A 16,103-nucleotide genomic window follows, 5' to 3' on the forward strand; every position below is an offset into this window, starting at 1 on the left:
AATAGCGATACGGCGCACTGCTGCAGCGGCATCAATTCCAAAGCAGCCAAACAGCCATACCCCACCCCCTCCTTTACCAAGCACCTGATAGCTCTACCCACCACCCTATCTATCTGAGGATTCTTTCATGTCCAACGCCCACTACGCTACAGAAATCCATGCTGCCACCTTATTCACCGCTGCGACACCAGAGAACAACAACGGTCGTCACGAAATTACTTTTGTGCTGGACAACGTTGCCGACTGGCAAACCCTGGCCAGAGGTGTGCGCCCCGGCGTAGAAGTGGTGGTACTGGACAGCTTAGGTGATGGCTTGGCACAAATGGCCGACTGGCTGGCACAGAAAGCACCTAGTAGCGTGGATGCCATTCACCTGCTTGGCCACGGCAGCAGCGGAGCTATCAATTTGGGTGCGCTGATGCTAACTGGCACCAACCTTGGCCAGTATGGTGACACGCTAGCCCAGATCGGCAGGGCCTTGACCGCCGAAGGTGACTGGCTGGTCTACGGCTGCAATGTGGCCCAGGGGCAAGTGGGGCTGGACTTCGTGGGGAAACTGGCGCAGGCTAGTAGTGCGGATGTAGCTGCTTCGGACGATTTGACTGGGGCTGCAGGGCTGGGGGGGGATTGGGTGTTGGAGCGTGTTACTGGCGACCTGGATGCATCGCTTGTCAGTCCTTTGTTTTTCAATGGCGTACTTGCAATTGTTCCAGGTTACATCGCTGCTGCAAGCGCAAAAACACTGGCCGGATATACATGGAACTGGAGTATGGGAGATGGTAGCGGTGGGTCGACTGCCACGCCTGCCCGACTTAATACGGGTCAATTTGGTAGTGGTGCATCTGGCGTAAATGATGCCGAGCTCTTGTTCGGAACTGCGAATAACAACCAAGGAACGGGGGCTGGCGAGCAGTTTGTTGTATATGCGACAGACGGAAAAGACTTCACAATAAAGTCGTTTCAGGTAATTACCGGCATTGGCTCAGCAGAAATTTCGATTGTTGGCTATAAAGACGGGAATCAAGTCTATACAGATAGCAAAAATTTTGCCGAAGATGGATTGATGAATGGAGCAGAAACATATTCATTTCTTGGAGGTGGTGTTTCTGTTGACAAACTGGTTCTAACCCATGTTGATAATTTTCAATATGACGATGGAACGAGTTTATTTAATTTCCTAGTTGACTACGATAATGCTCCCGCATCCGACATCGTTCCTCCAACCTTAGACGGCTCTAACTCCACCCCCGCCGACAACGCCACCAACGTTGCGATAGGCGACAACCTCGTCATCGACTTCAGCGAAAACATCGCATTTGGAGCAGCCGGTACGATCACGTTGCGCAATGTCACCACCAACAGCGCGGCAGAGACCTTTGACGTGTCCACCGTTTCCAGCGGCACAGTCACCGGCAGCGCTGGCAGCACGTTGACCATCAGCAATGACAAACTCACCCTCAATCCCAACGGCAACCTGAAGGCAGGTACCGCTTACAGCATGCAATTCTCTGCCGGCTCGATTGTGGACACCGCTGGCACGCCGAATCCGCTTGCCGCTATCACGGACGACAGCACTTACAACGTCACCACCGTAGCCCCCACTGTCACGCTATCAGTCGATAGCGCCAGTGTTGCTGAAGCGGTCGGTACCCGCACGATCACGGCGACACTGAGTGCCGCCGCTAGTACCGACACCACGGTGACTATCGGTCGCAAAAATACCAGTACCGCCACACTGACCGATGATTTCACCTTGTCATCGACGACCATCACCATCGCTGCCGGCCAAACGACGGGTACTGCAACACTTACCGCTGTTCAGGACACGCTGGATGAAACGGATGAAACTGCAATCATAGAAATCACCGGGGTATCTGGGGGCGGTAGTGCCACCGAGAGTGGTACACAGGAGGCCACCGTCACCATTACCGACGACGATGCAGCCCCCTCGGTCTCCGTCGCCAATGCTAGCCTGACGGAAGGCCACAGCGGCAGCAGCAACATGACTTTTACGGTCACATTGGGCGCAGCCTCGGGCAAGACCGTGACGGTGGACTACGCCACCAGTGACAACGCCAGTGCCACGGCAGTGACAGATTACACCGCCAGCAGTGGCACCCTGACCTTTAATCCCGGCGATACCAGCAAGACCTTCACCGTGCCGGTGCTGGGCGATACCACACAGGAGGGCAATGAAACATTCACCGTTACGTTATCCAACGCAACCAATGCCACCATTGGTACGGCCACAGCTACGGGCACCATCAACGACGATGAAAATGCCAGCCCCGTTCTCGATTTAAACGGTTCTGGTACAGCAGGCACAGGCAACACCATCACGTTGGCCAATGCCACTAATGGTCTGGTAAGCGCCACTGCCGTGGTCAGTGATGCTGAATTGGATGCCAGCAATTGGAACAACAGCACTTTGAGCGTGCATCGTGTCAAAGCCGGTGGCGTGGCCGATGGCTGCGCCCATGATGTGTTTAGCTTTACCTCAGGAGCCACCTTCACCGCCACGGGTGGCCCAATGGCCCAAGGCACTAACAGCAATGGCACTTTGACCTCGGGAGGAGCCGCATTTGCTTCGTGGACTTACACCAGCTCTACGGGCTCGCTCGATATCAGTTTCAATGCCAACGCCAGCAGCAGTTTGGTGCAAGACGTGGTGCGCCATATCGGCTACAGCAACACCCGACCCTACGGCGATGCCATCATCCGTATGGCCTTGAGTGATGGCACCAGCACGACCAACTCGGACGTGACGGTGAGCAGTACCACGATTTATGTGGACAGCAGCGATTCGGCCAGTACGGCCGTGGCCAGTGCCGACAACCAAGGTGATGCAGCCGATGGATTCACCCTGTACGAGGCGCTCGAGAAGGCTGTCAGTGGTGACACCATCAAAATTCTGGATGGCACGTATTACGGTTTGTTCCGTGCTGCCACGGGTGGTGTCACGATTGAGTCGGCCAGCGGAAATGCTGCAAACGTGACGCTGGCTGCACCAGACACTGCTGTGATTGCGGCCGCTCCATCGGGCCAAAGCACCATTCATGGACAAACGCGTTACCCCATCCTCGACCTGCGGACGACCACGCCAGATTCAACCAACATCACCGTTCACAACCTCACCATTGACGGGCGTTTCCAGGCGGTTGATACGTCTGGTCATAACCTGCTGGGTATCGGTGTTTACAACACTAACGCATCCATTGACCAGGTCACCATCAAAGGAGTTGCAGCGCCGGTAAATGGAACAACTGGAGCGTATTCAGGCTACAGCAACAACCACGGCATCCTGGCTGAGGGTAGCAGCGGCAACAATGTGGATGTGAGCATTACAAATGCAAGCATCCATACGTTTCAAAAGACGGGCATATTGGCGTGGGGGCCTGGCCTGACGGTAAACATCACCGACAACAGCATCACCGCAGTGGGTGAGTTGGGTTTATCAAATCAGAACGCGATGCAGATCGGCTCTTCAGGCGGCAGGGTGGGAACGAATGCAACCGTGTTGCGCAACACGCTGACGGGCATTGGTTCGAATGACCCTGTGTACTCGGCCAGTGCCATCATTGTGAGGCAAGCAGGCACGGTTGAACTGGGCCACAACACATTCAGTACCGTCAGCGCGGTCACCAGTTCAGGAGGTACTACCGGGGTGGTGCTGTATGAACAGGTGACGCCAGTCAATGTGCATGACAACGTGTTCACTAACGTGTACCAAGGCCTCCTTGTGGAGGCCCCATTTGGCCCGTTGAGCACCTACGACGCCGCGCACGTTATATCCAACAACAATTTTGCCAGCACCTATCTACCCATTTACGACAGTCAAGACGATGTCGACCCCTCTGTCGACAAACTGGCTGAGAACCCACTGACCATCACCCTGAACAGCAATGCCACGGTGAGCAATAGTCGAGGCTTCCTTGAGTACAGCTTGTTTGGGGGCAATGACAGCTTCACAGACACGGGCGCTGCGGTAAGTCGCGTCTATGCAGGTGCAGGGAATGACACCGTGACCACAGGCAGTGGTGCAGACCTGTTGGACGGAGACGCGGGTGCCGACACCCTCAACGGCGGTGCAGGTAATGACACCATCAAAGGTGGGGCAGGTGCAGATAACCTGACCGGAGACACAGGCAACGACGTGTTCCAGTACGCAGGCAGCGGCAACGATATAGACACCATCACCGATTTCAGCACCGGTGATGCCATCCAAGTGGTGGGACGGGCCTCCACAGGTGGGCTTGTGACCACGGGCACAGGCACATCAGTTGCTGCGAACTCTGTACAAGTAACCGAAGCCAGTGGCGTGACTACGCTCTACATTGATGCTGATGGCCTAGACGATGCACCGGAAGTAGAGCTCAAACTCACGGGCACTTTTGCCCCCGAAGACTTTGTGCTCGATGGGGAGTTCATTCGCTTGGCAGCGCGTATCCCCACCATCACCAGTGCTACCTACAATGCCAGTACGGGTGTGCTTATTATCACTGGCACCCACCTCACTAGCGGCAATGCCGTCGATGAAACCAAACTCACCCTCACTGGCGAGGGCGGTAGCACCTATACCCTGACCGAGACCGGAGCCGTCACCGCCAGCAGCGCCACCAGCATCTCCATCACTCTCAATGCCACAGACAAAGCAGCCCTGAACCAAATTTTGAACAAAGCGGGGACAGGTTCAACCAGTGGCACCGCCTTCAATCTAGCCGCTGCTGCTGATTGGCACGGCACGGGCAATGCAGACCTGACAGGTAATGCCATTACCGTCAGCAATGTCGCTGTCCCTACCCTGACCAATGCTACCTACAACGCCAGCACGGGCGTGTTGGCCGTTACGGGCACTGGATTGGTCAAACGCAGTGGCGGTACCAATGACATTGATGTCAGCAAGCTGTCCATCACCGGCGATGGCACGGCCTACACCCTGACCTCCGACAGCGTTGAGATCACCAATGGCACTGGTTTTAGCATCACCCTCAATGCTGCCGATCAGGCAGCCCTGACCAGCCGTCTCAACAAAAATGGTACCAGTAGCACCGGTAGCATCACCTACAACTTAGTGGGAGCTGAGGATTGGGCCAGTGGGGCGGATGCAGAAGTCACTGTGGCCGATACCACCGACAATGGCATCACCGTGTCGGGCATCAGTGCCGGAGGTGGTGGTGGATCTGAAACCCCGGCCCCAGCACCGACACCTGCACCTGCGCCAGCGCCAGCGCCAGCGCCAGCACCGGCACCGGGTACCACGACCATTGATGGCACTACGGTACAAACCGGCACCACTGCCCAAACCGACAGTTCAGGCCAAACCCTCACTACCACTACCCAAACCGTTGCAGCAGTTACAGACGATCGTCCTGAAGACCCCAATACCCCTAACGGTGCTTTGGCGGATATTCCGTTGGTCAGTAGCGTTGCAGGCGATACCCTGCTACAGGTGAGTTTGCCTGTCGGTATTGGTCTGACCGCAGAGCACACCGAAGGCAGCAGACTGACCCTGCGCGAGAAACTCATCTTGGCCAGCGAGCCTCGTATTGATTTGCCCGCCAACTTCCAACAGGTGCTTGACCAAGGCATTGACCAGTACGTGCCCGGCGTCATTGACCAAGATCAGATCACAGTGCGCACCATTACACTGACATCCAACAGCAGCGCCCCCCCCGAACAACCGATTGTGATTCGCGGCACCACTGGCACCGGCGAGGATGACAGTGCCAATCCCCAACGCGGCGAAGCCTTGGTGATTGACTGTCGCCAATTGCCTCCCGGCACCATGTTAGACCTGAGCTTGGTGGAGTTTGCCATTGTCATTGGCCCCACCACGGCCCTTGGTGGTAGTGGGCGCAACTTTGTGATTGGTGATGGCAGTGCCCAATTCTTGGTCTTGGGGCCCGATGACGATGTGTTGCGTGGTGGTGATGGGGACGACACTATTGGCTCCAAGGGGGGAGACGATCAACTTTTTGGCGATGGTGGTGACGACTGGATCGTGGGCGGCATTGGCAATGACACCTTGCAAGGTGGCGATGGCAATGATCTGCTCCAGGGCGGTGCCAGTGATGCCGGACATTGGCGTTTTGACATCACCCCAGAGAGGCGTTTGCAAGCGTCTTTCACCCCACGCAGCACGGAGCTGGCCGACAACACAGGTTTGCGTGTGACCGACAACTGGAGCAATGGACATGCCGGTGGATTGGTCACCGATGATCGCTTTGCTTGGGTCTATGGCGACTATCAACGGGCCAAAGACACCACGCTGCTGGTACATGCACTGAGCGGGCGCTTGCCCACATTGACCGAAATGGGTTGGGTGGTGCCGGGTGCCTACAGCAGTGAACAACTGGGTGAGATGGCCCATGCCTATTGGGTACGAACCCAACCCGTTCCAACGGCTTTGGTAGGCGATGACTCTTTGCCACAGCAAGTGGCTGGCGTGATCAACCAAGTGTGGGGCGCAGGCAGCGCCACCGCTGCGTTAACCACTTTGGGGGTGGACTACCTCAACGCTGGCGGCAGCTGGTCGGCCATTTGGTTGGCTTTGGCACGCCACAGTCGCCATGCCAGTGCATTGACCGACAGCCAAGGCAATCTTTCACTGATCGATCAGTCACTGAGTGAAACTGGTTGGTCGATGGATGCAGGCAGTAACACCTTGTTGGGCGGAGCGGGCAATGATATTTTGGTCGGAGGCAGCAGCAGCGATGTGCTCGACGGCGGTGCGGGCACAGATATGGCTGTTTACCTAGGGCAGCCGTCAGACTATGAAATCGCCCTGGCACCCCGTCTTGATGCCGAGGGGAGTGATGCACTGATTCGGCACAAAGCCAGCGGCGCTGTGGACACTGTGCGCAACCTAGAACTGTTGATGCTTGGTTCTACGGTCTATGAGGTGCCAATAGGCCAACCCCAACCCGCTAACAATGTTTATGTGGAGTTGGTGGATTATGTGCAGCCTCTGGGGCAAACCGCTCTGAGCCGATTGGTCTGGAACCAAGAGTGGCTCTAGCAGGCAGTTGGGCATTGTTGAACCACCCCAACATGGTTTAGCCTGCCACCAACTTGTGAACCAGATCAGCTGCGGTAGATGCCCCGTATTTGCGCATCAGCCGGGCGCGGTAAATCTCTACCGTGCGATGGCTGATGCTGAGGGCTTTGCCAATTTCTTTGGACGTGAGACCCTCCAGCAGCCGTGCTGCCACTTCACGTTCGCGGCCTGTCAGGTCGGCCTTGACTGGGCGTTGCGCGCTCATGTCTTCAAAACTCCAGATGCCCGATTCGTGCGGGGCTTGCCGATTGACGGCCCGCCCCGACACATGGCACCAGAACATCTCGCCACTCAGGCGGCGCATGATGCGGCTATCAGAGTAATAACCCTTGGCATTGAGGATGGGTACCAGCCGCTCGCCAATGCGTTCATACTCATCGGCGCTAGGGTACAACAGACGAAATGACTGCCCCATCAGCACCTCGCGTGAAGCACCAAACATTTCGCAAAAGTGGTGGTTGCAGTCGATCATGATGCGGTGGCGCGACAGCACCAGACCCACTGGGGCCATATCAAAGGCAAGGCGGTAATCAACGTCCATAAGTGATTGCAAGGCAGGGCAAGTATTTAGGGGATACTACGTAAAAGATTACGTAGTATCTTCTTCATCCTATCTCAAGGAGACTGTTGTGAACAAAGTGTTTCCCTCCGCCGCTGCAGCCCTCGAAGGCGTGGTGGCCGATGGCCAGCTGATCGCCGTGGGCGGCTTTGGCCTGTGCGGTATTCCAGAAGCGTTGATTGATGCGCTGCGTGACTCGGGCGTCAAAGATCTGACCGTGATTTCCAACAATGCTGGTGTTGATGGCTTCGGTTTGGGCAAACTGCTGGAGACACGCCAGATCAAGAAAATGATCTCCTCCTACGTGGGCGAGAACAAGGAGTTTGAACGGCAATACTTGGCGGGTGAGCTGGAGTTGGAGTTCACGCCTCAAGGCACGCTGGCTGAGAAGTTGCGCGCTGGAGGTGCTGGTATTCCGGCTTTCTTTACCAAAACTGGCGTGGGCACGTTGGTGGCCGAAGGCAAAGAGCTGCGCGAATTTGACGGTGAGACCTACGTCATGGAGCGTTCGCTGGTGCCCGAAGTGGCCCTGATCAAGGCCGATGTGGCCGACCGCAGCGGCAACCTGCGCTTTAACTTGACAGCCCGCAACTTCAATCCCGCAGCCGCCACGGCAGGCAAGATTTGCATTGTCGAAGTGGAGCGCATTGTAGCCACTGGCGAGATTGCCCCGGATGATGTGCATCTGCCCGGCATTTACGTGCATCGCATTGTTCACAACCCTACGCCCGAAAAGCGCATCGAAAAGCGCACCTTGCGCGACCGCAAAGTTTGAGGAGATACCCCATCATGGCCTGGACTCAAGACCAAATGGCTGCGCGCGCTGCGCAGGAATTGCAAGACGGCTTTTACGTCAATCTGGGCATCGGCATCCCAACGCTGGTGGCCAACCATGTGCCAGACCACATCGAAGTGTGGCTGCAAAGTGAAAACGGCATGCTCGGCATTGGCCCCTTCCCCTACGAGGATGAAGTCGATGCTGACCTGATCAATGCAGGCAAGCAGACCGTCACTACCATCAAGGGCTCGTCCATTTTTGGTTCAGACCAATCGTTTGCGATGATTCGTGGCGGCAAAATCAACCTGTCCATCCTCGGCGCTATGCAAGTGACCGATCAGGGCGATCTGGCCAACTGGATGATCCCAGGCAAAATGGTCAAGGGCATGGGGGGGGCGATGGACTTGGTGGCGGGCGTCAAGCGCGTGATTGTGCTGATGGAGCATGTCGCCAAGAAGAAAGACGGCACTGAAGACCTGAAAATCTTGTCCCAATGTACGCTGCCATTGACCGGCAAGGGCGTGGTCAACCGTATCATTACCGATTTGGCTGTGATGGATGTCACGCCCCAAGGCCTGAAAGTGGTGGAATTGGCCCCCGATGTCACTTTTGAGGCATTGCAGGCCAAGACTGGCGTGCCGCTGTTGCAGTGACTTCAACATTCATCGCTTGAAGTTGCCGAGGCCCGCATTCAGCGGGCCTTTTTGTTGTGCAAAGGGGCTGCGGTTTAATACGCAGCGTCCCTTTTTTTCTTGCCCTGCATGAGCGATTTCTCCGCGATGGTCGATACCAGTCCATCTAGCTTTCCTACCCAGTTGCCGCAAAGTCCGCATTACCTGCGGGCCGTCACGGACCTGGCGCATCGCCGTGCCGTAGTGGCACATGAGGCGATCTATGCAGAAAGCGGTATCAAGCTGGTAGAAAAGGGCATGCGCATTGATGGCCGCCTATATGACAGGCTGGTGCAGCACACCCTGCGCGAGCCAGTAGATAGCCATTTGGTGGCCGAAGATGCGGTAGATCACACGGTGTTGACAGCAGTAGCCCGCGAGTTGATCCACAGCAATCGTCTATTGCAATTGCTGGCGCAGGACATGGGGGCGCATTTTGACCAGTTCTGGCCTACCCTGGCGCAAATACCCTTGCCAGGCCCCATCATGTTCAAGTTGACAGTGATGCGAGACGAATGTTCAGACATGTTTGCACACAGTGTGCAAATGGCATTGGTGGCTTGGTTTCTGGGTGTGCGCAGTGGGCTCGACGATGGAGATTGTGTGGCGCTGGTGGCTGCTGCATTGTTGCACGATGTGGGCGTATTGCATTTAGATCCGGCTTGGCGTGATCGCCAACAACAGATCACGGGGGTGCAGCGTAAACATTTAGTGGCCCATCCGATCATTGGCATGTTGATGGTGCGTGGCACGGAGGCGTATCCGGCAGCGGTGGCTACAGCGGTGTTTGAGCACCACGAGCGCATGGATGGCAGCGGCTACCCGCGGGGCATTCTGGGGGCCGAAATTTCTCCTCTGGGGCGCATTCTCTTGTTGGCCGAAGTAGTGACAGCGTTTTACGACAAATATGCCGAAGATTCTCCAGGGCTGCGTTTGGGCACAGTGCTGCGGCTTAACCATCGCAAATTTCCTGCCGATCTGTGCAGTCATGTCTTGGTCTTGGTGCGCCAAACTTTTCCATCGGCTGGCACACTGGCAGTGCCAGAGGGGGATGCGCAACGGTATTTGCAGGCTATTCCGGTAGCGTTTGCCCGCTGGGAGCAGCTCAGCAGTGCAGTGAGCATCACGCCAGGGGGGCCACTGGCTTTCGTCAATGACCATCTACAGGGTTTGTGCAAAACCCTGACCGAGGCGGGTCTCCATCCACAGTGTGCGCCCAAGCTGCCAGACTTGCTGCAAGATGATCCCCAAGCCACAGCGGAGTTGTGTTTTTTGGGGCGTGAGGCTTTGTGGCAGTTGCAGGTGATTGCCCACGGTTGTTTGCATCGCTGGCCTGAAGTGGCCCAGCGTGAAAGTCTGGCCCATCGGCTTTTGGCAGATTGGTGCGAATGGCTGTTGGGCCAGCAACGTTGATGTAGGGGAGTCGTCGGTCTATGACTCGCGCACGTTCTGCCGTGGTGCCAATCGTGTTGCCCATGCGCAATGGGGTCAGTCCAAGCACCGTGGTTTTGCCCTCGGTGGGCGCGGGCACGATGCTGGATTTTTTGGCTGCCCGTTTTCCGGCAGTGGGGCGAGACCAATGGCAACAACGTATGCTTGCCGGAGATGTGGTGGATGCGTGCGGCCAGGCAGTGGCACCCCAACGCGCATTTGAGCCTCACTTGCGGCTCTACTACTATCGGAGCTTGGCTGTAGAGCCAGAAATTCCTTTTTACGAAGAAGTGCTCTATCAGGATGCGCACCTGTTGGTGGCAGACAAGCCGCATTTCTTGCCCGTGGTGCCCGCCGGGCGTTATGTGCGCCAGACCTTGTTGGCCCGACTCAAGGAGCGATTGGGGCTGCCCGAGTTATCACCACTACACCGTATAGACCGTGATACAGCCGGTTTGGTGCTGTTTTCGGTGCAACGGGCCACGCGCGGGCTGTACCAAGGGCTTTTTCGGGAGCAGGCGATGGTCAAGCACTACGAGGCTGTGGCACCGTGCAAGCCTGGGCTGGAGTTTCCGCGTGAGCACCACAGCCGATTGGAAGAGAACGGGCAGTTTTTCTTGATGCACGAGGTGCCTGGCAGCCCAAACAGCCATACCCGTATGGAGCTACTGGAGGTGAGTTCGGGCTGGGCGCGTTATCGGCTTTCGCCCGTGACTGGCAAGCGCCACCAATTGCGCGTACACATGGCTGCTTTGGGGTTACCCTTGCGCTACGACCCTTTTTACCCTGAGGTCAATGATCCACCCGAGGGCGATTTTTCGCGCCCCTTGCAGTTGTTGGCCCAATCATTGGCTTTTGACGACCCATTGACCGGTCAACATCGCCGGTTTGTCAGTGGCCGTCAGCTTTTGCCGCTGGCCTGAAATCTTTGCCCTGCCGCCATTTTGCAGGGGAGGGTTACACTGATTCATCTGGGCTGTTGGCCTTCTTTTTCCGCTTCTTTTCCTCTTGTCCACCTTCTTGACTCGCCATTTGGGGCCGGTAGTGCGTCCCCTTTCACAAAAAGTACGTGCTTTGGTGTTGCGGCCACTGGCAGGGTGGGGTGTGCTGTTGTTGGCACTGTTGGTGTATTGGGTGCAGCTCTACTATTCACACCAAGCCCAATTGCAGCAGGTACAACTCCAGACTCGGCAGGGGGCTTCCCAAACAGTTCATGCACTGGCCTTGCAAACAGAGGCACTGATTCGCAAGATCGACTATGTGGCGGTGCATTTGGGGGAGCATTGGAATAGCCAAAATCGGTCAGAGTTTCTCGATTCTTTGCAGGTTGCGCAGCAGACTTTTATGCCGGGTGCATTGACCCAGGTATCAGTGGCCGATGCACGCGGGCACATCGTGTTTTCCAGCCTGTCGCCAGACAAACCACTGCAAAGTGCCGATGGTCAACCGGTGTCGATTGCCGACCGAGAGCACTTCACTGCCCATCTGGATGAGCAAGATGAGCTACCCCATTTGTTCATTAGCCATCCGGTACAGGGGCGGGTGTCGCAACAGTGGATAGTGCAGTTTTCAAGGCCATTGCACGACGCACGGGGCCAGTTCTCTGGGGTGATTGTGCTGTCGGTGCCGGCCCGGTATTTGTCGCGCGCCTTGCAGGATATTTTTCCTGATCCTGCCGATGTGGCCCTGTTGTTGCGTGCCGATGGTGCTTATCTGGCCCGCTCTCAAGGCATGGAAGGTGTGATGGGCCAGTCGGTACCGCGTATCCGTCAGTTTCTGACCGACCGATCGGCCACCCACGGCGTCTATGAAACCGTCGCCCCCCCCGATGGCATTGAGCGTTACTATGCTTGGCATCGGGTGACCAGTTATCCAATCGTGGTCAGCTTGGGCATCAGCAAGCAACGGGCCTTGGCTTCGGTGCAGCAGGCTTTGCACGATAGCCATGTGCAAAATGTTGTGGGTTCCTCCCTGCTGCTGTTGGCTGCAGCATGGATTACCCATCTGTGGCTGCAGCGCAGCCGACAGGCGCAAATGTTGGCTACCACCAGCGAGCGTTTGGAGTTGGCTTTGCGTGGTGGCAATTTAGGCACTTGGGATTGGAATTGCAAAACCCAAGAAAACCATTTCAATGAGCTTTGGGCGGCCAGGTTGGGCTACCAAGCGAGTGAGTTGGCACCCCACTTTTCCACTTGGCAAGAGCGTATTCACCCCGATGACTGGCCCAGAGTGCAGGCGGCCTGCATGGCCCATTTGCAAGGGCAAAGTGCGCAATATGAGTCGGAATACCGGATGCGCCACCGTGATGACCATTGGATATGGGTGTTAGACCGGGGGCAGGTGGTGGAGTGGGCCAGTGATGGCTCTCCCCAACGCATGGCTGGCACTGTGCTGGATATCAGCGATCGCAAAATTGCCGAGGCAGCAGCGCAGGGCTTGCGCGAGCGCCTGAGCAAGCTCATGCGCGAGGTGCCGGGCGCGGTGTACCAGTATTTGCAGCGGCCCGATGGCACAGCCTGCCTGCCCTATGCCAGTCCTGGCATACAGGGCATTTATGGCATCACGCCAGAGGAGGCAGCCTTGTCAGCAGACAAGATTTTTGCCCATCTGCACCCGGCTGACCGTCCTCGGGTGATCGAGTCTATCCAAGCCTCTGCTGCGGATTTGGTGACTTGGCGTTGTGAACACCGGGTGCGTTTGTCTGATGGTACGGTGCGCTGGGTGCTGGGCCAGGCCAACCCTGAACGCACGGCAGATGGGGGTACCCTTTGGCACGGCTATATCCACGACATCACGGCAGAGCATGCAGCCGCCGAGGCCTTGCGCCTACACGCTGAATACCAGCGCCTGGCCTTGCAGGCCGTGCGTGATGGCCTGTGGTCGTGGGATATAGCCCATGGCAGTTTGGAGTGGGATGAATACATCCGCGAGATGTTGGGAGAGCCACATTTGCCAGCCACTTTGCGCTACCAAGATTGGCTAGACCGGCTACATCCCACAGACCGTGAGCGTATCTTGCCACAGTGGCATGCACAGATGCGCCAGCACCCAGATCAGGTGATTGCTGCAGAATACCGGATGCGCACTGCACAGGGCCAGTGGCTGTGGGTAGAGGCCAGAGGTCGCATTGTGGCTTGGGGCGAGGACGGCCTGCCTGCACGCATGGTAGGCACTTATACCGACATCAGCACCCGTGTGGCGCAGGCCCAGTTGCACCACGCACTGATCGACCAAAGCCGCGCTGCGATTTTGCTGGTAGACCAACAGCGCCAAATTTTGTATGCCAATGCGCGGTTGGTAGAGATATTTGCGACGCCAGGGGAAGATATTACCCAGCGGCCTATGTCGAGCCTGCACATCAGCCCAGAGCACTTTGATGGTATGCGGGTGTACTACGACGCTTTGCAGCATGGTGGCAAGGTGCGCTTTGAGTACCCCATGCGTGATGCGCAGGGAAAAATACGTTGGTTTGACATGCATGCGGTGCTGCGTGATCCAGATGAGCCAGACAGCGATGTGGTCTGGACTTTGGTAGACATCACTGAAAAGCACCAATCAGCCGCCGCACTGGCCATGGAGCGGTTGCGTCTGACGACGTTGCTGGAGTGCTTTCCTGGAGGGGTGTTGATGGAGGATGCCCAAGGGGTGGTGACAATGGCCAACCAGAACTTGTGTGATTGGTTGGAGTTGCCAGACCCCGCAGCTGCCTTGCAGGGGGTGGCCCACGAGGCACTTTGTGAGCGGCTCGGCCCGGCACGGGCAGCGTGGTTGTCGGTGCCGGGCAGTGCCACGGATGGAGAAAAGCGCCGCAATATTGAAGTCTTGTCTACAACAGGGCGCACGCTGGAGATCAATTGGGTACCCATAGCGCGTGATGGAGAGCAGCTGGGTCGGTTCTGGCTGTTGCAAGACATCTCAGAGCGCAAACAACGTGAAATGGCCTTGGCGACTTTGGCGGCTACCGATGTCCTGACCAGTCTGCCCAACCGACGCAGTTTTATGGCCAGTCTGGAGAGTGCGGTTTTGGAGGCGTGCAGTCATCCTGAACGTGGTTATGCACTGATGATGATGGATATTGACCATTTCAAGCGTGTCAATGACACCTATGGTCATCCGGTGGGGGATGCTGTGCTCCAGCATGTGGCGCAGCTCATTCGCCACAATTTGCGCCAGAACGATACCGCAGGGCGCTTGGGTGGAGAGGAGTTTGCAGTGTTGTTGCAAAACATCCAGCCCTCAGACGCCTTGGCCTTGGCCAACCGGGTGCGTGAGATGTTGTCTCAAACACCAGCCCTCACGGCGGCAGGTAAGGTGACCGTGACTATCAGCATTGGTATGGTGCTGCTGCGGGGCGAAGATGCCACGCGCAGTCTGAGCCATGCTGACGAGGCACTCTACATGGCCAAGAACAGTGGGCGCAACTGTGTTTGTGTCTGGACGCCTTGAGTGGGGGAAGGCTTTTTTAGCGCCAGCCCGACAGCAAGGCAGGCAGAACCAGCGCAGTGATGGCACCATTGAGCCCCATTGCCAAAGCGGCAAAGGCGCCAGCTTGCTCGCTGATTTGGAACGCACGGGCCGTGCCAACACCGTGGGCTGCCACACCCATGGCAAAGCCCTGAATGGCATGGTCGTCTACGCGCAGTAGCCGAAACAAGGTGGGGGCTACCACAGCACCCACAATGCCCGTGACGATGACCAAGACCGCAGTCAGGGAGGCAATGCCCCCAATGCGTTCGGCCACACCCATGGCAATTGGTGTGGTGACAGATTTGGGCGCCAATGACAATTGTGTGGGCACACTGGCCCCCAACAGCCATGCGGTACCCACCGCAGAGAAGACTGCAGTGAGGCTGCCAAGGGCCAACCCCAATACGACGGGCCAGCGCATGGCCCGCACCCGTCCCAGTTGGGCATGGAGCGGAATAGCCAAAGCTACTGTGGCTGGCCCCAACAGAAAATGCACAAACTGGGCACCATCAAAATAAGTCTGGTAGGGGGTGTCTGTCCACAACAGCAGCGTCACCAGCAGCGCCACCGCTAGCAGCACCGGATTGGTGAGTGGGTGCAACCGAAAGCGCCGATGCAGTGCCAAGGCCAACACATAGGCCAGCAGGGTGAGCGTCAGTCCAAGCAGTGGTGATGCTGCCAGATAGACCCAGATATCGTGGATGGGGGCGGGCAGTATCATGGCTGTTCCGGCGCAGGGGCGGGGGGCTGCTGTGGGCGGCCACGGCAAGCACGCATCACCAGTGCAGTCACGGCCATGCTCAGTAGGGTGCTGAGAATCAATGCCACCACCAGCGCCAGCCATTCATCGGCAATGCGGTGACCATGCACCATGATGCCCACCCCAGCAGGCACAAACAGCAACGAAAGGTTGCCTAGCAATCCTTGTCCAGCACTGCGCAGATTGTCGCTGGGGCCACCACGCCAGATCAGTGCCAACAACAGCAGCAACATGCCCATCACCGGCCCTGGCACCGGCCCTGGCACCGGCAGTTGCAGGCCGCGCACCATGACCTCTCCAGCCAGTTGAAATACCAGCAACCAGGCAAAACCTGAAACCATTGGCTGTCCCCTTGAATGCACACACAAAGTGTGCACTGT

9 protein-coding genes are annotated in these 16,103 nt (G+C 57.1%); 6 read left to right on the forward strand and 3 right to left on the reverse strand.

The window, feature by feature from the left end; all coding sequences use genetic code 11:
• Positions 1 to 127: 127 nt before the first annotated feature.
• Positions 128 to 7,018, forward strand: coding sequence for a DUF4347 domain-containing protein (locus ACFO6X_RS02140; RefSeq protein ID WP_382429581.1), 6,891 nt, complete (start codon positions 128 to 130; stop codon positions 7,016 to 7,018).
• A 37-nt stretch (positions 7,019 to 7,055) separates the two neighbouring features.
• Here ACFO6X_RS02140 and ACFO6X_RS02145 read toward each other — a convergent pair whose 3' ends face one another.
• Positions 7,056 to 7,598 (reverse strand): LuxR C-terminal-related transcriptional regulator, encoded by a 543-nt coding sequence (locus ACFO6X_RS02145; protein WP_382429583.1) that lies wholly within the window; start codon positions 7,596 to 7,598, stop codon positions 7,056 to 7,058.
• Between the two features lie 88 nt (positions 7,599 to 7,686).
• Here ACFO6X_RS02145 and ACFO6X_RS02150 point away from each other — a divergent pair, with 88 nt between their 5' ends.
• The 5 genes from ACFO6X_RS02150 (at position 7,687) to ACFO6X_RS02170 (ending at position 14,942) form a co-directional block, all read left to right on the forward strand.
• Positions 7,687 to 8,391, forward strand: a complete 705-nt coding sequence (locus tag ACFO6X_RS02150; protein ID WP_382429585.1) for a CoA transferase subunit A — start codon at positions 7,687 to 7,689, stop codon at positions 8,389 to 8,391.
• Between the two features lie 14 nt (positions 8,392 to 8,405).
• On the forward strand, positions 8,406 to 9,047 hold the full coding sequence (locus tag ACFO6X_RS02155; protein WP_382429586.1) for a CoA transferase subunit B: 642 nt from the start codon (positions 8,406 to 8,408) through the stop codon (positions 9,045 to 9,047).
• Positions 9,048 to 9,155: 108 nt separating this feature from the next.
• A complete protein-coding gene (locus ACFO6X_RS02160) occupies positions 9,156 to 10,478 on the forward strand; it encodes an HD-GYP domain-containing protein (RefSeq protein WP_382429588.1) in 1,323 nt (440 codons plus the stop codon).
• A 20-nt stretch (positions 10,479 to 10,498) separates the two neighbouring features.
• Positions 10,499 to 11,419 (forward strand): pseudouridine synthase, encoded by a 921-nt coding sequence (locus ACFO6X_RS02165; RefSeq protein WP_382429590.1) that lies wholly within the window; start codon positions 10,499 to 10,501, stop codon positions 11,417 to 11,419.
• An 85-nt stretch (positions 11,420 to 11,504) separates the two neighbouring features.
• Positions 11,505 to 14,942, forward strand: coding sequence for a PAS domain-containing protein (locus ACFO6X_RS02170; protein WP_382429592.1), 3,438 nt, complete (start codon positions 11,505 to 11,507; stop codon positions 14,940 to 14,942).
• A gap of 16 nt (positions 14,943 to 14,958) precedes the next feature.
• Here ACFO6X_RS02170 and ACFO6X_RS02175 read toward each other — a convergent pair whose 3' ends face one another.
• Complete coding sequence (locus ACFO6X_RS02175) at positions 14,959 to 15,684, reverse strand: LrgB family protein (protein WP_382429594.1); 726 nt, start codon at positions 15,682 to 15,684, stop codon at positions 14,959 to 14,961.
• Positions 15,681 to 16,064, reverse strand: a complete 384-nt coding sequence (locus ACFO6X_RS02180) for a CidA/LrgA family protein (RefSeq protein WP_382429596.1) — start codon at positions 16,062 to 16,064, stop codon at positions 15,681 to 15,683. Before ACFO6X_RS02180 ends, ACFO6X_RS02175 begins: the two co-directional genes overlap by 4 nt.
• Between the last annotated feature and the right edge of the window lie 39 nt (positions 16,065 to 16,103).

The organism is Giesbergeria sinuosa (assembly GCF_042652905.1).
In the GTDB taxonomy this organism is placed as follows: Bacteria; Pseudomonadota; Gammaproteobacteria; order Burkholderiales; family Burkholderiaceae_C; genus Simplicispira; species Simplicispira sinuosa.

Excerpts from the sequence above, each read along its gene's own strand:
- ACFO6X_RS02175 (WP_382429594.1), bottom strand. The coding sequence starts at position 15,684 with ATGATACTGCCCGCCCCCATCCACGATATCTGGGTCTATCTGGCAGCA.
- ACFO6X_RS02180 (WP_382429596.1), bottom strand. The coding sequence starts at position 16,064 with ATGGTTTCAGGTTTTGCCTGGTTGCTGGTATTTCAACTGGCTGGAGAG.
- ACFO6X_RS02155 (WP_382429586.1), top strand. The coding sequence starts at position 8,406 with ATGGCCTGGACTCAAGACCAAATGGCTGCGCGCGCTGCGCAGGAATTG.
- ACFO6X_RS02145 (WP_382429583.1), bottom strand. The coding sequence starts at position 7,598 with ATGGACGTTGATTACCGCCTTGCCTTTGATATGGCCCCAGTGGGTCTG.
- ACFO6X_RS02165 (WP_382429590.1), top strand. The coding sequence starts at position 10,499 with ATGACTCGCGCACGTTCTGCCGTGGTGCCAATCGTGTTGCCCATGCGC.
- ACFO6X_RS02160 (WP_382429588.1), top strand. The coding sequence starts at position 9,156 with ATGAGCGATTTCTCCGCGATGGTCGATACCAGTCCATCTAGCTTTCCT.
- ACFO6X_RS02140 (WP_382429581.1), top strand. The coding sequence starts at position 128 with ATGTCCAACGCCCACTACGCTACAGAAATCCATGCTGCCACCTTATTC.